Genomic DNA, 20,290 nt, shown 5'->3' on the forward strand with positions numbered 1-20,290 from the left:
CTGACACCTCGCACCGGACGCTGCACCCGCGGCCGGGAGACGCACCTCCACGTGCGTCTCCCGGCCGCACGTGCGTCAGCCGCGGCCCCGGAGGCGGTCGAGGTCGCGGCGCTCGCGCTTCGTCGGGCGGCCGGCGCCGCGCTCGCGGACGGCGACCCGGACGGTGAGCTCCTTGGGCGGCGGAGGTGGGCTCTGGTCGATCACGGCCTGCGCGGCGAGCGGCGCGGAGACGCGCTTCACCAGCACCTTCTCGACGACGAGGATCCGTTCGGCCGGGCCGCCGCGGACGACGACGCGGTCACCGACCTTGACGCTCGTCGCCGGCTTCGCGCGCTCGCCGTTGACCCTTACGTGCCCGGCCTTGACCGCCGCGGTCGCCTGCGAGCGGCTCTTGAACATCCGGACCGCCCAGAGCCAGCTGTCGACGCGCGCGCTCGTCGCCTCGGTCGTCGCCACCCCCCGAGCGTAACCACCCCGGGCGCGGCACCCGGCGTGCGAGCCTCGACGCCTCGTGCCACGGTGAGGTCAGGCATACGGGGCAGTTGCCCCGTATCGCTGTTTCGTCCCCCAGAGAACGGAGACAGGGATGGGCTTCATCGGGTGGATCCTCATCGGCCTCATCATGGGCGCCATCGCACGCGCCGTCCTGCCGGGCAAGGCAGCGGGGGGCTGGATCGTCACGTTGATCGTCGGGGTGCTGGGAGCCCTCCTCGGTGGGTGGATCGGGGGCGCGCTGTTCGGCGCCGACGCGAACGACGAGTTCTTCTCGCTCACGACGTGGTTCTGGGCCTTCGTCGGCTCGCTGCTCGTCCTGCTCATCTGGGGCGCGATCGCGGGCCGCTCGGCGCGCAAGTAGGGCACCGACGACCGCCGCGACCGACGGCGCACCCGGCCCGGGCTCCCGCGGGAGCCCGGGCCGTCGTCGTCCCAAAAGGCGTGGACATCCTGCGCCGGCGCGGGAACGCTGGACGCATGAGCAGCGTCGCCCGCACCGCCCCCGAGGTGTCCCTCCCGCAGGGGTACACGCTCGTCGAGGCCCCGCACCCCGCGTCGCTCGACGACCCCGACGCATGGGCGTACCGCGCCGTCGCGGACCTCGAGCGTGAGCACGAGCTCGAGGTCCATGGCTACGACGACCTCGCGCTCCGGCCCCGGGACGTGCTCTCGGGCATGGACCACCAGGAGTACGCGGCCAAGCGCCGCTTCGTCGTCGTGCGCTCCGCGGCCGCCCGCGCTCTGATCGCCGAGGGCGTCCCGCCCACGGTGCCCGACGTCGTCGCGCACCTGTTCGTGCTCCACCCCACCACGAGCAACGAGCGCCTCAGCGAGGCCTTCGTGCTCGTCCGCCCGTCCGAGCGCCGGCGCGGCATCGGGACTCCCCTCCTCGCGCTCGCCGAACGTCTCGGCGCGGACGCCGGGCGCACCGTGCTCCTCTCGAACACCTCGCACGGCGAGGAACCTCCGCCGGGCCCGGGCGCGCTCGCCGCCACGACCGGCGCCGGCCGCGTCCCCGCCGAAGCCCCCGGCCCGCGCTTCCTCAGCGCGCGCGGGTACGCCCTGGAGCAGGTCGAACGCCACTCCGTGCTCGACCTCCCGGTGGCCTCCGCGGCCCTCGGCGCGCACCGCGACGACGCCCGGGAGCACGCCGGTGCCGACTACCGGGTGCACACCTGGACCGACGAGGTCCCCGACGTCTGGCTCGACCAGGTGGCCGTGCTCTTCACCCGCATGAGCACCGACCCGCCGACAGGCGGTGTCGAGTACGGCGAGGACCCGTGGGACGCGCGCCGCGTGCGCACCTGGGTCGGCGAGCAGGCCGAGAAGCGGAACGGCTTCCTCCTGAGCGCCGCGGAGCACGTGCCGACCGGCACGCTCGCCGCGTTCACGGTCTTCCTGTACCCGCACGAGCACGACGACTTCGCGTTCCAGGAGGACACCCTCGTGCTCCGCGAGCACCGCGGGCGCCGCCTCGGGATGCTCGTCAAGGTGACCAACCTCGACGCGCTCGCCCGTGAGCGCCCCACGACCCGGCGCGTCCACACCTGGAACGCGCAGGAGAACGACCACATGCTCGCGATCAACGTCGCCCTCGGGTTCCGGCCCGCGGGCGTGTGGGCCGCGTGGCAGCGCAGGACGACCCCGGAGGACGGCGAGTGACCGCACCGCACGCAGGACCGACCACCACCACCCCGCGCGACGTGCGCGTGCGCATCGAGCCCGTCCCGGGGAGCCTCGACGCGCCGGATGCGTGGGCCGTCGACGGCACGGTCCGGGTGGGCGACGCGATCGACCGCGCGATCTACGGCCACACGGACCTCGCCCTGGACGCGGCGACCGTCGCGGGCACGGTGGCGAGCCCTGGTTACCGGCGCGTGCTGCGCTGGGTCGCGGTGCTCGACGACGCGCCGCAGGGTACGACGCCCCGGCCCGAGGACGTCGTCGGACGGTCGATGGTGGGGCTCCCGCAGCAGGGCAACACGCACGTGGCGGTCGTCTACGTGGGTGTGGACCCCGCGCACCGACGCCGCGGCGTCGGCTCCGCGCTGTGGGACGCGGCCCTGGAGGTCGCACGCGCGGAGGGGCGGCGCGTCATCCAGTCCGACTCCTCGTTCGCGCCCGAGCCGCCACCGGGGCCGGGCGCGCTGGAGGCGCCGACGGGCAGCGGCCGCGTCCCGGCGCACGACGACGGGACGACGTTCGCGCTGCGTCGCGGGTTCACGCTCGAGCAGGTGATGCGCCACTCGGTGCTCGACCTCCCGGTCGCGCCCGAGGTGCTCGACCCGCTGCGCACGGCGGCGACGGCGCGGTCCGACGGCTACCGCGTGCACGTGTGGACGGACGAGGTCCCCGAGGAGTGGATCGACCAGTTCGCGGTGCTCGAGACGCGCATGAGCACCGACGCCCCCAACGGTGGCCTCGACCTCGAGGAGGACCCGTGGGACGCCGAGCGCGTCCGGACGACGTCCCGGGAGATCCTCGACCGCGGTCAGGGGTACGTCATCGCCGCGGCGGAGGACACGTCGTCGGGCACGCTCGCGGCGTTCTCGATGGTCTCGTACCCGCTGGACCGGCCCGAGGTCGTCTTCCAGTACGACACGCTCGTGCTCCGCGAGCACCGCGGCCGCAGCCTCGGGATGCTCGTCAAGCTCGCCGTGCTCGACGAGCTCGCACGGGCGCGGCCGTCGTCGCGCCGGGTGCACACGTGGAACGCGCAGGAGAACGCGCACATGCTCGCGATCAACGTCGCGCTCGGCTTCGCGCCGGCGAGCGTCGACGCCGAGTGGCAGCTCGTGCTCGACGCGGCACCGGGCGAAGAGCCCGTGCAGCCCGGCGCGACCTCCTGACCCGGAGGCCGCCGCGACGTCGGCCGCTCAGCGGATGCCGTCGAGGAAGCGGATCACCCGCTCGGTGACGAGCGCGGCGGCCTCCGGCTCGTACGACGGCAGGCTCGGGTCGGTGAACAGGTGCCGGTCGCCGGGGTAGACGAACAGCTCGGCGTCGGGTGTGGAGTCCACGAGCTCGCGCGCGGCGTCGAGATCGCCCTCGCCCGCGAACGACGGGTCGGCGTCCATGCCGTGCACCTGCACGGGGACGGCGTCGGGCCAGGCCTCGCCGAACTCCGAGACGGGAACGCACGCCTCGAGCAGCACCGCGCCCTTCGCACCGGCGCGCGTCTGGGCGAGCATCTGCGCGGGCAGCACGCCGAGCGAGATCCCTGCGTAGACGACGCCCGCCTCGTAGCCGTCGGCGACGGCCTGCCCGCGCTCCAGGACGGTGCCGAAGCCCAGCTCCTGCACGTGCGCCATGCCCTCGTCGAGGGTCGCGAACGTGCGCCCCTCGAACAGGTCCGGCGTGTGCACGACGTTCCCCGCGCCCCGCAGCGTCTCGGCGATCGTCCGCACGCCCTCGGTCAGTCCCTGCACGTGGTGGAACAGCACGACCTCGGCCATGGTCCCCTCCTCCGGTGTTGCGTCGGTGGCCCGGCGGCGCCGTCGCCGTCCGGTGCGCGCCCCGCGGCGCACGCCGACCATCGTCGCGCGGACCGCCCACGCTCGCCCCGGGGCCGAGGTCCAGGGACCGACGGCGGCCGTTCGTGAGGCCACCGGACCATCGACCGCGGGACGGTCGGGGTGGGCGGGCGACGACGTCGGTCAGTAGTTTGGTGGTCATGACCTCGCAGCCCGTGCCGCCGCCGATCGACCCCACCACCACGCCGTCCTGGACCGCGCTGACCGTGCACCGCGACACCGTGGAGCCGGACCTGCGCACCTGGTTCGCGGCCGACCCGGACCGCGCCCGCCGCCTCACCCACCAGGCCGCCGACCTCACGGTCGACCTGTCGAAGAACCTCGTCACGGACGAGACGCTCGAGCTGCTCGTGCGCCTCGCCGAGGAGGTGCACCTCGACGACCGGCTGGAGGCGATGTTCACGGGCGAGCACATCAACGTCACCGAGGACCGCGCCGTCCTGCACACGGCGCTGCGCCGCCCGACCCCGCTGGGCGCCGACGAGCACCTCGTGGTCGACGGCCAGGACGTGGACGCGGACGTGCACGGGGAGCTCGCCAAGGTCTACGCGTTCGCGGACAAGGTCCGCTCGGGCGAGTGGACAGGCGTCACGGGCGAGCGCGTGCGCACGGTCGTGAACATCGGCATCGGCGGCTCCGACCTCGGCCCGGTCATGGCGTACGAGGCGCTGCTGCCCTACAAGCACCAGGACATCGAGGTCCGGTTCGTCTCGAACATCGACCCGACGGACGTCGCGGAGAAGACGGCGGGCCTCGACCCGCGCACGACGCTGTTCATCGTCGCGTCCAAGACGTTCGGCACGCTCGAGACCCTGACGAACGCGCGTCTCGCGCGTGACTGGCTGTGGACGGAGCTCGCGGCGGTGGGCGCGCTGGAGGACACCGACGAGTCCCGGCAGGCCGCCGTCGCGCAGCACTTCGTCGCGGTGTCGACCGCGCTGGACAAGGTCGCGGCGTTCGGCATCGACCCGGCGAACGCGTTCGGGTTCTGGGACTGGGTCGGCGGGCGCTACTCCGTGGACTCGGCGATCGGGACGTCGCTCGCCATCGCGATCGGCCCCGACCGCTTCGCCGAGCTGCTCGCCGGGTTCCACGCGATCGACGAGCACGTGCGCCGCACGCCGTTCGAGCGCAACGTGCCTGTCCTCATGGGCCTGCTCAACGTCTGGTACGTGAACTTCCTCGACGCGCACACGCACGCGGTGCTCCCGTACGCGCAGTACCTGCACCGCTTCCCCGCCTACCTGCAGCAGCTCACGATGGAGTCCAACGGCAAGCGCGTGCGCTGGGACGGCTCGCCCGTGACGACGGAGACCGGCGAGATCTTCTGGGGCGAGCCCGGCACCAACGGCCAGCACGCGTTCTACCAGCTCATCCACCAGGGCACGCGCCTCATCCCGGCGGACTTCATCGCCGTCGCGAACCCCGCGCACCCGCTCACCGACGACGTCGGCGACGGCGGCGCGGTCCAGCCCGGCGCGGACGTCCACGGGCTGTTCCTCGCGAACTTCTTCGCCCAGACCAAGGCGCTCGCGTTCGGCAAGACCGCCGACGAGGTCCGCGCCGAGGGCACGGCCGAGGCACTGGTGTCCGCGCGGACGTTCCCGGGCAACCGCCCGACGACGTCGATCCTCGCGCCCGCGCTCACGCCGTCGGTGCTGGGCCAGCTCATCGCGCTCTACGAGCACATCACGTTCGTGCAGGGCGTCGTGTGGGGCATCGACAGCTTCGACCAGTGGGGCGTCGAGCTCGGCAAGAAGCTCGCGCTCGAGATCGCGCCCGCCGTGGCGGGCGACGAGGACGCCCTCGCCGCGCAGGACCCGTCCACCGCCGCCCTCATCGACCGCTACCTCGACCTGCGCAGCTGACCACCGGTCCTGCGCCGACGCCCTGGGTGTCGTCATCCGTCGGATGACGACACCCAGGGCGTTCTCGCGGGCGCGCAGGGTCGTGCTCGCCGATGCTCGGGCCTCGCGGCACTCCCCGGGCGCCGCGCCCGACGTCGCGGCGGTGCGGCGCCTTGCACCTGGGTCGGCGTCGGGACCCTGCCCAGGCTGCGTGCGCGCGCGCCCTGCGTACACTGACGGCGCGACAGCCGCGAGCCCGTTCGGCGTCGTTCAACCCCGGAAGGACACCGATGGCCGACGCCGCCACACCCGAGACCCTTGCCCGCATCCTGACGGAGCACGCCGACGACGTGCGCAGCGCCTGGCTCGAGGCCGCCGCGCACGAGCTGCACGGCCGCACGTCGCGCGGCGAGCTCGAGCGGGAGCAGGGCGAGATCCTCGACACGCTCCTCGACGGACTCCGGTCGGGCGGCATCTCCCTGTCCGACCCCGCGTTCGACCAGCTCCGCGGCATCCTCGCCGACGTCTCCTCGGCGCGCGCCCGCCTCGGGTTCACCCCGCGCGAGACGGCGATCGGCGTGTTCGCGCTCAAGGAGGGCCTGTACCGGCTCGCCGCCGCGACGGACGCCGACACCGACGTCACCCCGCTCCTGCGCCTGGTCGACCAGCTCGGGCTCTTCACGTTCGAGACGTTCGCCGCCGCTCGCGAGGCGATCATCTCCGAGCAGGCCGAGCAGCTCCTCGAGCTCTCGACCCCTGTCGTGAAGCTCTGGGAGGGCATCGTCGCGGTGCCGCTGGTCGGCACGCTCGACTCGGCGCGCACCCAGGTCGTCATGGAGAAGCTGCTCAACACGCTCGTCGACACGGGCAGCGAGCACGCGATCATCGACATCACCGGCGTCCCCGCGGTGGACACCCAGGTCGCGCAGCACCTGCTCAAGACGGTCGTCGCGGCGCGCCTCATGGGCGCCGAGTGCACGATCAGCGGCATCCGTCCGCAGATCGCCCAGACGATCGTCGCGCTCGGCATCGAGTTCGGCGACATCCGCACGCGCGCGACCCTCGCGGACGCGCTCGTGGACGCGCTGCGCGCGGGCCGCGACACCCGGCGCACCGGGCTCCCGGCATGACCGACGCCGTCCCCATCCTCAAGATCGGCTCCACGCTCCTCGTCTCGATCCAGGTCGACCTCCAGGACGACACCGCCCTGCGGCTCCAGGAGGACCTCGCCCAGCGGATCACGGACACCGGGGCGCGCGGCGTGATCATCGACATCTCCGGGCTGGAGATCGTCGACTCCTTCATCGGCCGCATGCTCGCGTCGGTCGCGGGGATCTCCCACGTGCTCGACGCGACGACCGTCGTCGTCGGGATGCGCCCCGCCGTCGCGATCACCATGGTCGAGCTCGGGCTGTCGCTCGGCGACGTCCGCACGGCCCTCGACGTCGAGCGCGGCCTCGCGCTCCTCGCGCCCGAGGTGCGGTCCGCCGAGGACGTGCTCCTCGCGGCCGCCGAGCGCGAGGAGAGATGACGACCACGACACCGCCGGCCGCGACGGCCGAGCGCGTGCCCGTGCGCACGGACTCCGACGTCGTCCGGGTCCGCCAGCTCGTCCGGACGCTCGCGCAGCAGGCACGCCTGTCGCTCGTCGACCAGACCAAGCTCGTCACCGCGGCCAGCGAGCTCGCGCGCAACACGCTCGTCTACGGCGGGGGCGGCGAGGCCGAGGTCGAGCTCGTCACCGAGGGTCCGCGGACCGGCGTGCGCGCCGTCTTCTCGGACGAGGGGCCGGGCATCCCGGACCTCGACCTCGCGCTCACGGACGGCTGGACCAGCGGGAGCGGGCTCGGCCTGGGCCTGTCGGGCTCGCGTCGGCTCGTCCAGCACTTCGCGATCGACACGGCGCCGGGTGCGGGCACCCGCGTCGAGATCGCCACCTGGTCCCGATGAGCACCGTCCCCGCCCGTCCCGACGAACGCCGCAGCATCGTCGAGGACGGCACCTGGTACACCGTGGACCACCCGTCGGCGGTCGGGAGCGTGCGGCGGGGCGCGAGCACCGTGGCCCGGAGCCTCGGTCTCGACGACGACCGGGCCGCCGAGATCGGGCTCGTGGTCTCGGAGCTCGCGACCAACCAGTGCCGGCACGCCGGGTCGGGCTCGATGCTCGTCCGCGTGCGACGCACCGGCGACGACACCGCGCTCGAGGTGCTCGCGGTGGACTCCGGCCCGGGCATGCGGGACATCGGCGCCGCCATGCGAGACGGCGTCTCGAGCCGCGGCACGCTCGGCATCGGCCTCGGCACGCTGCCGCGGCTCGCGTCGTCGTGGGACGCGTGGACCTCCCCGGGTCGCGGGACGGTCATCGCGGCGACGTTCGCCGCGCACGGGACGGTGGCCGGGCTCCGGGAGCCGACGGGCATCACCCGGCCGATGACCGGCCAGGCGGTGTGCGGCGACGCGCTCGCGGTGCGCCACGACGACGGCGTCGCGAGCCTCCTCGTCGCCGACGGCCTGGGGCACGGCCCGCTCGCCGCCGCCGCGTCGGGCGCCGCCGTGCGCGCGTTCCTCGACGCGCCGGCCGGGTCCCCGGTCGCGCTCCTCGAGCGCGTGCACGCGGCGCTCGGCGGCACGCGCGGCGCGGCCGTCGCCGTCGCCCAGGCGGCCGGCGGCGGGGTGCTGCGGTACGCGGGCCTGGGCAACATCGCCGGCACCGTGCACGGCGGGCGGACGCGCGGGCTCGTCAGCTATCCCGGCATCGCCGGCACCCGGGGACGGCCGCTGCGCGAGACGACGTACCCGGTCGAGGCCGGGGACGTCGTCGTGCTGCACAGCGACGGGCTCACCGACCGGTGGTCGCTCGCCGACTACCCGGGACTCGCGGCCCGCTCGCCGCTCGTCGTCGCGGGCGTCGTCCTGCGCGACCACGCGGTGCGGCGGGACGACTCGTGCGTGGCGGTGCTCCCGATCGGCCGGGAGGCGGCATGAGCACGACGCTGCTCGTCACCCAGCTCCGCTCCGACTCCGACGTCATCGCGCTGCGGCGGGCGGGCCGGGAGATCTGCCGACAGCTCGGCCTGGACACGCAGGACCAGGTGCGCGTCGCGACCGCGCTGTCCGAGATCGGCCGGTCCGCCGTCGCCTCCGGCACCGCCGACGTCGTCGTCGGGGTCCTGCCCGGGCTCCCCCAGGCGACCCTGCGTGCCGAGATCGTCGCGGGCACGCCGTTCCTCGTCGAGGGCGACTCGAGCGACGGCGGCGTCCCCGCTGCCCGCCGGCTCGTGCGCGGCCTCGAGGTCGACCCGACCGGGACGCGCGTCCTGCTCACCAAGGCGCTCCCCGCGACCGCACGCACCGACGAGGCGACGCTCGCGGCCGTGCGGAGGTCCACCGCGGCCGCGCACGTGGCCGACGCGGTCGACGAGCTGCGCGTCCAGAACGCGGAGCTGGTCCGCACCCTCGACGAGCTCACCCGCCAGCAGGAGGAGCAGCGGCGCCTCAACGTCGAGCTGGAGGAGACGAACCGCGGCGTCCTCGCGATGTACGACCAGCTCTCCTCCGAGCTCGAGGAGACCAACACCGGCGTCGTCGCGCTCTACGCCGAGCTCGACGAGCGGGGGCGCGAGCTCGCCGCGGCGAACGAGGCGAAGACGCGCTTCCTGCGCAACGTGAGCCACGAGCTCCGCTCGCCCGTGAACTCGATCCTGGGGCTGACCTCCCTGCTCTCCGACTCCCACCTCGACGGCGAGCAGACCCAGCAGGTGGGCTTCCTCCGGGAGAGCGCCGCGACGCTCCTCACCCTCGTCGACGAGCTGCTCGACCTCGCACGCGCCGAGGCCGGGCACGAGGACGTCGCGCCGGGCCGGGTGGACGTCGCGGAGCTGCTCGACGAGCTGCGCGGCACGACCCTCCCCGTGGTGCGCCCCGGCGTCGCGCTGCGCACGGTCGCCGAGCCCGGCCTCACGCTCGTGACCGACCGCCGGCTCCTGTCCCGCGTGCTGCGCAACCTGCTCACGAACGCCGTGAAGTTCACGGACCACGGCGAGGTCGTGCTCCGTGCGGAGGCCGACGGGGAGGTCGTGCGGTTCGACGTCCACGACACCGGCCTCGGCATCCCGGCGGACCAGCTCGACGCCGTGTTCGAGGAGTTCGTCCAGGTCCCCAACCGTCTCCAGCCGACCGTGCGGGGCACCGGCCTCGGCCTGCCCTACGCGCGCCGGACCTCCGAGGCGCTCGGCGGGGCGCTCGTCGCGACGTCACGCCCCGGGGAGGGGAGCGTGTTCACGCTCCGGCTCCCGTCGCTGTCCGTCGACGAGTCGGTCCCGTCGGACCCGCGGCCCGAGCCCGAGGAGGCGGACCACGACCTCGGGCACGTGCTCGTCGTCGACGACGACCGGGCCTACGCCTCGGTCGTCTCCTCGATGCTCCGCGACGACGCGGCGCGGGTCAGCGTCGCGCACGACGCGTCGCACGCCCTGGCGCTCCTGCACGACGGCGCGGCCGACGTGGCGCTCCTCGACGTGTGCCTCCCGGGGACGGACGGGGTGGCCCTCCGGTCGACGATCCAGGGCCTCTACCCCGCGACGGCGACGGTGCTCATGTCGAGCGCGCCCGCCCCCGCGGGGATCGGCGACGCCCCGTTCCTCGCGAAGTCGGGCATCGACCGCGACCGCCTCGTCGCGACCCTGCGCCGGGAGGTGAGCGCGCGATGAGCGCCGAACGCACCGTGCTCGTGGTCGACGACACGCACGCGCACCGCTACGTCATGGCGAGCTGGCTCCGCCGCGCCGGGTTCGACGTCGTCGAGGCCGCGACGGGGAGCGAGGCGCTGGCCCAGGCGGCGGCGCACGTCGACGCGGTCGTCCTCGACGTCAACCTCCCGGACATCCCGGGCCGCGAGGTGTGCAGCCGGCTCAAGGCGGACCCCGCGACGGCCCACGTGCCGGTCCTGCACGTGTCGGCGACGGACGTCGACGCGGCGGCGCGCACCGCCGGCCTCGAGGGCGGGGCGGACGCCTACCTGCCGGAGCCGCTCGACCGCGACGAGTTCCTGGCAACCATCAGCGCCCTGTGCCGGCGCGTCGACGCCCAGCGGGGCGCGGGCCGAACGGCCCGGCGGCTCGAGGCGCTCACCGACGCGCTCGTCCCGCTCCACGAGGCCCGGTCGCCGGAGGCCGTGGCCGACCATGCGGCGCGCGGTGCGTGCGCGGTCCTCGGCCGGGCGGTCGTCTCGATGGTCGTCGCCGAGGCCGGCGTGGTGCTGCGCTCGGTGTGCTCCACGGAGGGTGCCGCGCTCGTGCGCGGCCGTGGCCCGACGGCGGTCCTGCCGCCGACCGGGGCGACGTCCGCCGTGTTCGGTCCCGACGAGGTGCCCGCCCCGTGGCGGCCGCTCCTCGCCGAGGCCGGGGTCGGCCCGTCGGCGTGGTTCACCTTCTGGCTCGTCGACGCCACGGGCGCGCTCGTCGGCGGGCTCGGCATCGAGGTCGGCGACGAGCCGCTGTCCGACGAGGAGCGCGAGGCCGCCGCGCGCTTCGCGGAGGCGGCGACGGTCGCCCTGGCGAACCTCCGCACGTTCACCGAGGAGCACCGCATCGCGCTCGCGCTCCAGCGCGCGCTCCTCCCGGCCGACCTGCACGTGCGGGGCGGCGTCGAGGTCGCCGCGCGGTACGAGGCGTCGGACGCACGCCTCGACGTCGGCGGCGACTTCTACGACGCGTTCGACCTCCCGGACGGGCGGGTGGCCGTCGTCATCGGCGACGTGCAGGGCCACTCCCTGCGCGCCGCGACCGTGATGGCGGAGGTGCGCATGACGCTGCGCGCCTACCTGCGCGAGGGCCACGACGCGGCCTCCGCGCTGGACCTCCTCAACGCGGCGCTGCGCGACGACCACACGGAGTTCGCGACGGTCTGCGTGTGCGTGCTCGACCCGGCGACGGGCGCCCTGGAGCTCACGGACGCCGGGCACCTGCCCGCGCTCGTCGTGCGCGCCGACGGGACGGTCGTCCGCGCGAAGTCGGGCTCTCGCATCCTCGGCGTGCCGAGCCCTGACGAGCGCAGCGCCCACCACGAGGTCCTGGAGACCGGCGACCTCCTCGTGCTCGTGACCGACGGGCTCGTCGAGCGCCGGGGCGGGTCGCTCGTCGACGCGCTCGACCGCCTGGTGCGGGTGGCCGGCCAGAACGCGGGTCTCGATCCCGCGGCCATGTGCGAGCGCCTCGTCGCGGCGTTCGACGACCCCGGTCGCGAGGACGACGTCGCCGTGGTGGCGGTCGCGCGTCAGGCGTCGCCGGACGGCACCTTGTCCGCGACGTCGTCGTAGGTGACCTCCGCCGGCGGCTCGGCCGGCGCGTAGACCAGGCGCACGACCCCGGTCGGGTAGGTCTCGGACCGCAGGAGCGTGAGCGGGTAGTACGGCTCGCCCTCGTCGAAGAGCCGCTCGCCCGTGCGCGCCGCGACGGGGTGGACGAGCAGCCGCAGCTCGTCGAGCAGCCCGGCGGCGAGGAGCTGGCGCACCACCGAGATCGACCCGGCGACGAGCACCTTGCCCAGGCCGGGCTCCTCCTTGAGCGCGCGCACGGCCTCGACGAGGTCGCCGTCGACCCGCTCGACGTGCCGCCACCCGAGCTCCTGGTCGCCGCGCGTCGCGACGATCTTGCGCATGTCGCCGAGCCGCGCCGCGAACGACGCGTCCTCGCCCCCGGCGGTCTCCCGCTCGGGCCACGCGCCGGCGAAGCTGTCGTACGTGACCCGCCCGAGGAGGAGCGCGTCGACGTCCTGGTAGTCCTCGTCGACGGCGGCCGCCATGTTGTCGTCGAAGTAGGGAAAGTGCCACTCCGGGTCGACCTCGGCGACGCCGTCGAGCGAGAGGAACAGGGTGGACACGAGCGTCGCGGTCATGGGTGTGGCCTTCCGGTCGGGATGCGAGACGACGGGGCAGACCGTGGCTCCCGCACGAACTCATCGTCCCGCCGAGCACGACCTCGCGCGCGGTCAGCGGCGGAGGCCCAGCGCGAGGGTCAGGCCGACCGTGAGGTGCTCGACGGCGAGGAGCGCGACCGCTCCGGGCGTCACCGCACCGAGGGGGCCGAGGAGCGAGACGAGCAGCACGACGCCGCACGTCACGAGCCACGCGAGCTCGCCCCGGCGGGGCCGACGGGCCGACATCCGGCCGAGCAGGGTGCGCACGCCCCACGCCGCGTACCCGACGACGAGCGCCGTGACGACCGCCGCGAGGACGCCCACGGTCTGGGTGCCGGTCGCGGTACGCACCTCCGGGTCGACGCCGAGCGCCGTCCCGACGAGCAGCACCACGGCGGCGACCACCGCCGCGACGAGCGGGACGGACCAGTGCGGGATGCGCCGTCGGGCCGGGACGACCTCGGTCCCGGGCCGCCGCGCGCCCGGGGCGGCGGACGCCGACGAGGCGGGGTGGCGGGGGACGTTCGAGGTTCCGTGCGAAGTGCCGTCGGAGATCCCGTTCGAGGTGGTCGGCGTCGTGGGCATGAGAGTCCTCCTTCGTCACGCGACGGTGCCGCGTGCTCTCGCGACCGGGGTCGCGGCCGGCGAGGTGCCGACGTCCCCGACGTTCGCCGCGACACGTCGTCGGCCGCACCGGCCGGAGGGCGACGGCCGACCCGACCGCCGTCGGTCCCCGACCCTCCCCCCGGACCGCGACCCCCGACCTTGGTCGGTGGTCGCCCGCGACGCCGCCCCCTAGCGTCCGGAGCATGACCACACCGACCGACTGCCCCCCGCTCGTCGGACGCCCCGTCCTCGCGACGGCCGCCGCCCGCCGTGACGGGAACCGCCCGCTCGTCCCCTGGTGGACGTTCGCCGTCGCGTGGCTCGCTGTCGCGGCGCTCACCGTGCTCGCGACGGCCGGGGTCGTCGGCCAGGACGACCCCGGCGCGCAGCCCGCGATCGACGTCGCCGTCGCGGTGCTGGCGCTCGCGGTCCTCCCGCTCCTGTGGTCGCGGACCCCGCGCAACGCCCCCGTGCTCGGCGCGCTGATGCTCGCGTCGCTCGCCGCGTACTCCGGTGCGGCGACCCCCGCCTCGACGGTCGCGACCCTCCAGGTCACGCGCTGGTACCCGGCGCGCACGGCGGTCCCGGTCGCGGTCGCCGGGTTCCTGGGCCACGCCCTGCAGGCGCTGTGGCGGCCGCAGGCGCTGCCGCTCGGCTGGTGGCTCCTGTGCGACCTCGCCGTGCACGCCGCCCTGCTCGGCTGGGGCATGTACTGGCAGGCGCGGGCCCAGCTGATGTGGTCGCTGCGCGACCGCGCCCGGCGCGCCGAGCGCGAGCAGGAGCGCCGCGTCGCGGAGGCGCGGGTCGCGGAGCGCACCCGGATCGCCCGCGAGATGCACGACACCCTCGCCCACCGGCTCTCGCTACTCGCCGCGACGGCCGGCGCGCTCGAGTACCGCCCCGACGCCGACCCGGCGCAGCTCGCCCGTGCCGCGGGCCTCGTCCGGGCCGGGGTGAGCTCCGCGCTCGGCGACCTGCGTGACGTCGTGCGGGTGCTGCGCGCCGACCCCGACGACGCCGAGGGCGCCCCTGCACCCCAGCCGACGCTCGACGACGTCGACCGCCTCGTGGCCGAGGCGCGCGAGGCGGGCGGCGACGTCGCGTACGAGCGGGCGGGCTCGGCGGACGTGCCACGGGCGGTCGAGGTCGCGGCGTTCCGCGTCGCGCAGGAGGGACTGACGAACGCCCGTCGGCATGCGCCGGGCAGCCCCGTCGTCCTGCGGGTCGAAGCCCGGGCGGGCCAGGTGCGCGTCACGGTGTCCGACGGCGGTCCGCGCCTCGTCGCGGTCGGGGGCGCCCTGGGAGTGGCTTCCGGCAAGGGGACCGGGACCGGGCTCGTCGGGCTGCGCGAGCGCGTCGACCTGCTCGGCGGGACCCTCGACGCCGGGGCGCGGGACGAGGGGTTCGTCCTCGACGTCCGGCTACCGTGGGACGCGTGACCGACCAGGGTGGCCGCGGGGACGGCGTGCGTGCGAGCGATCGGCACGACGCCGGAGGGGACCCGCGCGACCCGCCGCGGACCCGGCTCGTGATCGTCGACGACGACGCGCTCGTCCGCGCCGGGCTACGCCTCATGCTCGACGGCGCCCACGGCATCGAGGTGGTCGGCGAGGCCGCGGACGGGGCCGCGGTCACGGCCGTGCTCGACGCGCACCCGACCGACGTCGTGCTCATGGACCTGCGGATGCCGCGGGTCGACGGGATCGAGGCCACGCGGCGGGTGCGGTCGCGGGCGGACGCGCCGGCCGTCGTCGTGCTCACGACGTTCGACAGCGACGAGGAGGTCGTCGGCGCGCTGCACGCCGGGGCGTCCGGCTACCTGCTCAAGGACATGCCGCCCGAGCGGATCGTGACGGCGGTCCTCGTCGCGGCCGCGGGTGAGCCGGTGCTGTCGCCGGAGATCGCGCGGCGCCTCATGGCGTCGGTCGCCGACGCGGGCGGCGAGCGCGACCGCGCCCGGGCGGCGCTCGGCGCGCTCACCGGCCGCGAGCGGGACGTCGCCGTCGAGCTCGGTCGCGGCGCGGCGAACGCCGAGATCGCCGCCGCCCTGTTCCTCAGCGTCCCGACGGTCAAGGCGCACGTGTCGAACGTGCTGCTCAAGCTCGGCCTGGAGAACCGGACGCAGGTCGCGCTGCTCGTCCACGCCGCCGGACTGGACTGACCGTCAGTCGCCGGGCCACTCCCCCGTCCAGCGCTCGAACGCCCGGGCGCCACCGCGGTCGATGAGCGCCTTCACCGCGGCGAAGATCGCGCCCTGGATCAGCGCCGCGACGAGGATCTCGCGGAGCCGGTACTCGGACTCGAGCGGCTTGGGCGCGTCGGTCCGGTGCCCCGGTGTCACGCGCTTGTAGACCTGCTTGAACACCTGCCCCGCGACCAGCCCACCCACGATCGAGCTGGCGAGCCCCACGGGGCGGTAGAGGATCTTCGCGGCCTTGCCGCCGGTCTTCTCCGGGGGATGCGTCCCCGCCGTCACGTCGTCGCTCATCCCTCGACGCTAGGTCGGCTCCGGCTCTCTCGCGCGTCGCACGACCGCGAGCGCCGGTCCGGAGGTATCAGGCCGGGACGACGGCGCAGCCCGCCGGATCGGGCGCGACGTGCACCCGGGCACCGGGCTCGGGCCCCTCGTCGACTCCCCCTGCACCGCCGCCGCCCGCGAGCGCCACCAGGCGGGCCGGTGCGCCGTGGTCGGCGCCGGGGAGGACGACGTCGACCGTGGTCTCGACCGCGCCCCGCCGGAACACGCTGCCGACGACGGTCGCGGCCCACGTGTCGCCCGACGACGGGGCGCCCGCGGTCACGAGCCGCAGCCCGCGCGGGCCGACCGCGAGCACGGTCCCGGCGCCACGCGGGACGAACGCCTGGTAGCCGAGGAACTCCGCCACGCGTCGCGACGCCGGGGCGCGCCAGAGGTCCTCGGGCGGCGCGACCTGGAGGAGCCGGCCGGCGTCCATGACGGCGACGCGGTCGGCGACGGTGAACGCCTCGTCGTGGTCGTGGGTGACGAAGACGGCCGTCGTCCCGGTGGCGCGCAGCGCCTCGCGCAGGTCGAGCGCGAGGCGCTCGCGCAGCCCGCGGTCGAGCGCGGAGAGCGGCTCGTCGAGCAGCAGCAGCCGGGGGCGCGGCGCGAGCGACCGCGCCAGGGCAACCCGCTGCCGCTCTCCCCCGCTGAGCGTCGCGACGGCGCGGCGCGCGTACCCGGCGAGACCGACGACGTCGAGGAGCTCGGTCACGCGCGCGTCGCGCTCGGCGCGAGGCATGCCCGCGATCCCGTAGGCGACGTTCCCCGCGACGTCGCGGTGCGGGAAGAGCTGGCCCTCCTGGAACATCAGCCCGAACCCGCGCCGGTGCACGGGGACGCCCGTGAGGTCGCGCCCGTCCCACGCCACGGAGCCTGCCGCGACGGGTTCGAGCCCCGCGACCGCGCGCAGCAGGCTCGACTTGCCGCACCCGCTCGGTCCGAGCAGGGCGAGCACCTCGCCGGTCGCGACGGCGAGCGAGACGCCCGCGACCGCCGTCGTGCCGGGGTCCGTCCGCGTCCCCGCGCCGTAGCGCACGACGACGTCGCGCACCGCGAGCCCGGCGCTCTCCCCGGGCACGGGGCCGGGCAGTGGGGCGGGCGCGGCGTCGGGGCGCGGCGCCTCCGGCGCGTCCGAGCGCGCCGGGGCGGGGTCGGTCTGCACCATCAGAACTCTCCTCCGGGTCGGTCGCCGCGCAACCGCTCGGCGAGCAGCATGACGGTCGCGGTGAGCAGCGCGAGCACGACGCTCGCCGCGAGCGCCATGCCGTAGTTCTCGGCCCCGGGACGCCCGATGAGCCGGAAGATCACGACGGGCAGGGTCGCGCTGTCCGGACGCGCGAGGAACGACGTCGCGCCGAACTCCCCGAGCGAGACGGCGAACGCGAACCCGACCGCGAGACCGAGCGAGCGGGCGGCGATCGGGCCGTCGACCGTGCGGAACACGCGCCCGGGCGCGGCGCCGAGGGTCGCGGCGGCCTCGCGCAGGCGCGGGTCGATCGCGCGCAGGGTCGGCAGGACCGTCCGCACGACGAGCGGGATCGCGACGACCGCCTGCGCGATCGGCACGAGGAGGCCGGACGTGCGCAGGTCGACGTCGAGGCCGAGCGGACGGTCGAGCGTGATGAGGAAGCCGAAGCCGACCGTCACGGCGGAGACCCCGAGCGGCAGCATGAAGACGGAGTCGAGCACGGAGATCGCGCGCCGCCCGCCGCGCGACCGCGGCCGCCGGGACACGACGAGCGCGACGAGCCCGCCGATCACGACGGCGAGCACGGTCGCGAGCGCCGCCGTCCGCAGCGAGTTGCCCGCCGCCTCCCACACCGTGACGGACAGCGCGTTGCGGCCGCCCGTCGTGCCGAGGTTCGCGTAGTTGTCGAGCCCCCAGCCGCCCCCGGGCACGCGGAACGAGCGCACGACGAGCGTGCCGAGCGGCAGTCCGACGAGCACGACGACCACGGCCGCGGTGAGCGCGGCAGGCCCGAGGTCGCCCGTCGGACGGCCGTCGCGCCACAGGCGCAGCGGGTGCGCGGACGACGCCGAGGACGACAGGTTCAGGGCGCGCTCGCGCCGGGCCCGCGTGCGGTTCGCGACGGTGAGCGCCGCCGCGACCACCACGAGCTGCACGACCGACAGCACGGCGGCGGTGCGCAGGTCGAGGAACTGCGTGGTCTGGATCCAGATCTCCGTCTCGATCGTCCCGTAGCGGATGCCGCCGAGGACGAGCACGACGCCGAACGCCGTCGCGCAGAAGAGGAAGACGATCGACGCGGCGCTCGCGATGGCCGGCGTCAGCGCCGGGAGCGTCACGGTGCGGAACGCGCGCCACGGCGTCGCGCCGAGCGCCCGGGCGGCCTGCTCGGCGCGCGGGTCGAGGTGCTCCCACAGCCCGCCGACCGTGCGCACCACCACGGAGTAGTTGAAGAACACGAGCGCGACGACGATCGCCGCGAACGTCTCGTCGAGCCCCAGGAACCCGAGCGGGCCGCCCTGCACGAGCAGCGACCGGAACGCGACGCCGACGACGACGGTCGGGAGCACGAACGGCACGGTGACGAGCGCGCGCACGACCCGTCGCCCCGGGAACCGGCACCGGTACAGCACGTACGCGCCGGGCACGCCGAGCAGCACGGAGAACACCGTGCCGAGCACCGCCTGCCACAGCGTCAGCCCGAGGATGCGCCACGTCCGCGGCTGGGAGAACACCTCCGCGAACCCCGACAGGTCGAGGCCGCCGTCGTCCCCGACGAACCCGCGCGCCACGAGCGTGAGGACCGGCCACGCGAAGAACACCCCGAGAAACACCAGCGGCACCGCCGCCGCCAGACCCCACAGCACCGCGCGCCCGACGCCACCCCGCCGGACCGCCCGGCCCCTCACCACGGCTCTACCTCGCGCGACCACAGCTCTACCTCGCGAGGTAGAGCCGTGGTCGCTCGTGGACCGGGCGTCAGTCGACGACCGTCGCCGTCCATGCCTTGATCCACTCGTCGCGGTGCGCCGAGACGTCGGCGGGCGCGACCTCGAAGGGCTCGTCGGCGAGCGGCGCGAACTCGGCCCAGCCGTCGGGCAGCGCGACGGCGTCGTCGGCGGGGTACATGTACATCTGGCCGGGCACGTCCGACTGGAACGCCTCGCTCACGAGGAAGTCGACGAGCTGCTGCGCGCCCTCGGGGTTCTTCGCGTTCGCGAGCACGCCCGCGTACTCGACCTGGCGGAAGCACGTGTCGAGCAGCGCGCCGGTCGTGGACGCGGAGCCGTCCTCGGTGAGCGTGAACGCGGGCGACGTCGAGTACGACAGCACGAGCGGGCGCGGCCCGGCGCCCTCGGAGCCGGAGAAGTCGACGTAGTACGCGTCCGACCACCCGTCCACGACCTTGACGCCGTTGGCGCGGAGGTCGGCCCAGTAGTCCTCCCACCCGTCCTCGCCGAACGCGCCGACGGTCGCGAGGAGGAATGCGAGCCCGGGCGACGACGTCGCAGGGTTCGTCACGACGAGCAGGTCCTCGTACTCGGGCTTCGCGAGGTCCTCGAGCGTCACGGGCTCGGGGATCCCCGCGTCGGCGAACCACGTGTGGTCGACGTTGACGCACACGTCGCCGAGGTCGACCGGAGTGAGCTCACCTCCGTCGCCCACCGCGTACTGCGCCGCGGAGTCGGAGAGGCCGTCCGGCGTGTACGGGTCGAGCACGCCCTCGTCGATCGCGCGCGACGCGAACGTGTTGTCGATCCCGAACACGACGTCGCCGAGCGGTGAGTCCTTCGTGAGGATGAGCTGGTTGACGAGCGCGCCGCCGTCGCCGGGCGCGACCTGCTCGACGGTGAGCCCGCTCTCCTCCTCGAACGCGGCGAGCACCTCGTCGCTCACGGCGAAGGAGTCGTGGGTCACGAGGGTGACGGTCCCACCCGTGCCCGACGACGCGTCGTCGCCTCCCGCGCCGTCGTCGCCGCCGCTGCACGCGGCGAGCGCGAGGAGGGCAAGGGTCGTCCCCGCGCCGGTGGCGAGGGACCGGGCCCGGCGGGTGCGGGCGGTCGTGCGCTGCATGTGTCCTCCCAGGACGTTCAGGAGGGGTCCACCGACCCGTGCGACCCGTGCTCCGGCGAGCGCGGGCGACCGCACGAGCAGGTGATCGAGATCCCGACTTCCTCCACCGGTGCTAACCGGATCAGGTTCGAGGGTCTGCGGTGGTCCGCACTCTCAGCTCCTCCAGGAGCTCCCCTGTCGTTCACGTCGAGCCTACACCGGGCCGCCCCTCGGGAATCCCCCTGAGAGAACCCTGAGAGCGGCCCGGCGGCGACCAGGGAAGGGTCCGGGCCGGTCCCCGATGCCCGCGGGCGCGCGCCCGCGGGAGGGTCGTGACGACCGGACCGGGG

General features: G+C 75.1%; 20 protein-coding genes and 1 riboswitch. Of the genes, 12 read left to right on the forward strand and 8 right to left on the reverse strand.

The window, feature by feature from the left end:
• Positions 1-75: 75 nt before the first annotated feature.
• On the reverse strand, positions 76-456 hold the full coding sequence (locus ACFVN3_RS00250) for an RNA-binding S4 domain-containing protein (protein WP_378229364.1): 381 nt from the start codon (positions 454-456) through the stop codon (positions 76-78).
• Between the two features lie 130 nt (positions 457-586).
• Between ACFVN3_RS00250 and ACFVN3_RS00255 the strand changes: the two genes are divergently transcribed.
• The 3 genes from ACFVN3_RS00255 to ACFVN3_RS00265 all read left to right on the forward strand — a co-directional run bounded on the left by ACFVN3_RS00255 (position 587) and on the right by ACFVN3_RS00265 (position 3,344).
• Entirely contained in the window at positions 587-856 is a 270-nt protein-coding gene (locus ACFVN3_RS00255; RefSeq protein WP_378229366.1) for a GlsB/YeaQ/YmgE family stress response membrane protein, read from the forward strand.
• A 116-nt stretch (positions 857-972) separates the two neighbouring features.
• Positions 973-2,157: a GNAT family N-acetyltransferase gene (locus ACFVN3_RS00260; protein ID WP_378229368.1), complete on the forward strand. Its 1,185-nt coding sequence runs from the start codon at positions 973-975 to the stop codon at positions 2,155-2,157.
• Positions 2,154-3,344: a GNAT family N-acetyltransferase gene (locus tag ACFVN3_RS00265; protein ID WP_378229370.1), complete on the forward strand. Its 1,191-nt coding sequence runs from the start codon at positions 2,154-2,156 to the stop codon at positions 3,342-3,344. The genes ACFVN3_RS00260 and ACFVN3_RS00265 overlap by 4 nt, the downstream gene beginning before the upstream one ends.
• Before the next feature lie 27 nt (positions 3,345-3,371).
• On the opposite strand, the gene ACFVN3_RS00270 is transcribed toward ACFVN3_RS00265, so the two are convergent.
• The gene (locus tag ACFVN3_RS00270) at positions 3,372-4,031 is read right to left on the reverse strand and encodes a dienelactone hydrolase family protein (RefSeq protein WP_378230304.1); all 660 of its coding nucleotides are present in this window, start codon (positions 4,029-4,031) and stop codon (positions 3,372-3,374) included.
• Between the two features lie 137 nt (positions 4,032-4,168).
• Here ACFVN3_RS00270 and pgi point away from each other — a divergent pair, with 137 nt between their 5' ends.
• From pgi to ACFVN3_RS00305, 7 genes are all read left to right on the forward strand, one after another.
• Entirely contained in the window at positions 4,169-5,896 is a 1,728-nt protein-coding gene (gene pgi, locus ACFVN3_RS00275) for a glucose-6-phosphate isomerase (RefSeq protein ID WP_378229372.1), read from the forward strand.
• Positions 5,897-6,165: 269 nt separating this feature from the next.
• A complete protein-coding gene (locus ACFVN3_RS00280) occupies positions 6,166-7,005 on the forward strand; it encodes an STAS domain-containing protein (RefSeq protein ID WP_378229374.1) in 840 nt (279 codons plus the stop codon).
• Positions 7,002-7,406 (forward strand): STAS domain-containing protein, encoded by a 405-nt coding sequence (locus ACFVN3_RS00285; protein WP_378229376.1) that lies wholly within the window; start codon positions 7,002-7,004, stop codon positions 7,404-7,406. The genes ACFVN3_RS00280 and ACFVN3_RS00285 overlap by 4 nt, the downstream gene beginning before the upstream one ends.
• Positions 7,403-7,825 (forward strand): ATP-binding protein, encoded by a 423-nt coding sequence (locus ACFVN3_RS00290; RefSeq protein WP_378229378.1) that lies wholly within the window; start codon positions 7,403-7,405, stop codon positions 7,823-7,825. The genes ACFVN3_RS00285 and ACFVN3_RS00290 overlap by 4 nt, the downstream gene beginning before the upstream one ends.
• Positions 7,822-8,862 carry an ATP-binding SpoIIE family protein phosphatase gene (locus tag ACFVN3_RS00295; protein ID WP_378229380.1) on the forward strand — a complete coding sequence of 347 codons (1,041 nt, stop codon included), beginning with the start codon at positions 7,822-7,824 and terminating at the stop codon, positions 8,860-8,862. The genes ACFVN3_RS00290 and ACFVN3_RS00295 overlap by 4 nt, the downstream gene beginning before the upstream one ends.
• Positions 8,859-10,586 (forward strand): ATP-binding protein, encoded by a 1,728-nt coding sequence (locus tag ACFVN3_RS00300; RefSeq protein ID WP_378229382.1) that lies wholly within the window; start codon positions 8,859-8,861, stop codon positions 10,584-10,586. The genes ACFVN3_RS00295 and ACFVN3_RS00300 overlap by 4 nt, the downstream gene beginning before the upstream one ends.
• Positions 10,583-12,193 carry a SpoIIE family protein phosphatase gene (locus tag ACFVN3_RS00305; RefSeq protein ID WP_378229384.1) on the forward strand — a complete coding sequence of 537 codons (1,611 nt, stop codon included), beginning with the start codon at positions 10,583-10,585 and terminating at the stop codon, positions 12,191-12,193. Before ACFVN3_RS00300 ends, ACFVN3_RS00305 begins: the two co-directional genes overlap by 4 nt.
• On the opposite strand, the gene ACFVN3_RS00310 is transcribed toward ACFVN3_RS00305, so the two are convergent.
• Positions 12,151-12,771 (reverse strand): dihydrofolate reductase family protein, encoded by a 621-nt coding sequence (locus ACFVN3_RS00310; protein WP_378229386.1) that lies wholly within the window; start codon positions 12,769-12,771, stop codon positions 12,151-12,153. The genes ACFVN3_RS00305 and ACFVN3_RS00310 overlap by 43 nt on opposite strands.
• A gap of 93 nt (positions 12,772-12,864) precedes the next feature.
• Entirely contained in the window at positions 12,865-13,377 is a 513-nt protein-coding gene (locus ACFVN3_RS00315) for a DUF6069 family protein (RefSeq protein WP_378229388.1), read from the reverse strand.
• Between the two features lie 224 nt (positions 13,378-13,601).
• Here ACFVN3_RS00315 and ACFVN3_RS00320 point away from each other — a divergent pair, with 224 nt between their 5' ends.
• Entirely contained in the window at positions 13,602-14,837 is a 1,236-nt protein-coding gene (locus ACFVN3_RS00320) for a sensor histidine kinase (protein ID WP_378229390.1), read from the forward strand.
• Between the two features lie 134 nt (positions 14,838-14,971).
• Entirely contained in the window at positions 14,972-15,559 is a 588-nt protein-coding gene (locus ACFVN3_RS00325) for a response regulator (protein ID WP_378230306.1), read from the forward strand.
• Positions 15,560-15,562: 3 nt separating this feature from the next.
• Here the strand turns inward: ACFVN3_RS00325 and ACFVN3_RS00330 are convergent, their stop codons facing one another.
• From ACFVN3_RS00330 to ACFVN3_RS00345, 4 genes are all read right to left on the reverse strand, one after another.
• Entirely contained in the window at positions 15,563-15,886 is a 324-nt protein-coding gene (locus tag ACFVN3_RS00330) for a DUF4235 domain-containing protein (protein WP_155100015.1), read from the reverse strand.
• A gap of 67 nt (positions 15,887-15,953) precedes the next feature.
• Positions 15,954-17,084 (reverse strand): ABC transporter ATP-binding protein, encoded by a 1,131-nt coding sequence (locus ACFVN3_RS00335; protein WP_378229393.1) that lies wholly within the window; start codon positions 17,082-17,084, stop codon positions 15,954-15,956.
• Positions 17,084-18,799 (reverse strand): ABC transporter permease, encoded by a 1,716-nt coding sequence (locus tag ACFVN3_RS00340; RefSeq protein WP_378229395.1) that lies wholly within the window; start codon positions 18,797-18,799, stop codon positions 17,084-17,086. Before ACFVN3_RS00340 ends, ACFVN3_RS00335 begins: the two co-directional genes overlap by 1 nt.
• Positions 18,800-18,866: 67 nt before the next feature.
• A complete protein-coding gene (locus tag ACFVN3_RS00345) occupies positions 18,867-19,961 on the reverse strand; it encodes a thiamine ABC transporter substrate binding subunit (RefSeq protein WP_378229397.1) in 1,095 nt (364 codons plus the stop codon).
• Positions 19,962-20,042: 81 nt separating this feature from the next.
• Positions 20,043-20,147, reverse strand: a riboswitch (TPP riboswitch).
• Between the last annotated feature and the right edge of the window lie 143 nt (positions 20,148-20,290).

Origin of the sequence: Cellulosimicrobium sp. NPDC057862 (assembly GCF_042797035.1) — a bacterium.
Lineage (GTDB): Bacteria > Actinomycetota > Actinomycetes > Actinomycetales > Cellulomonadaceae > Cellulosimicrobium.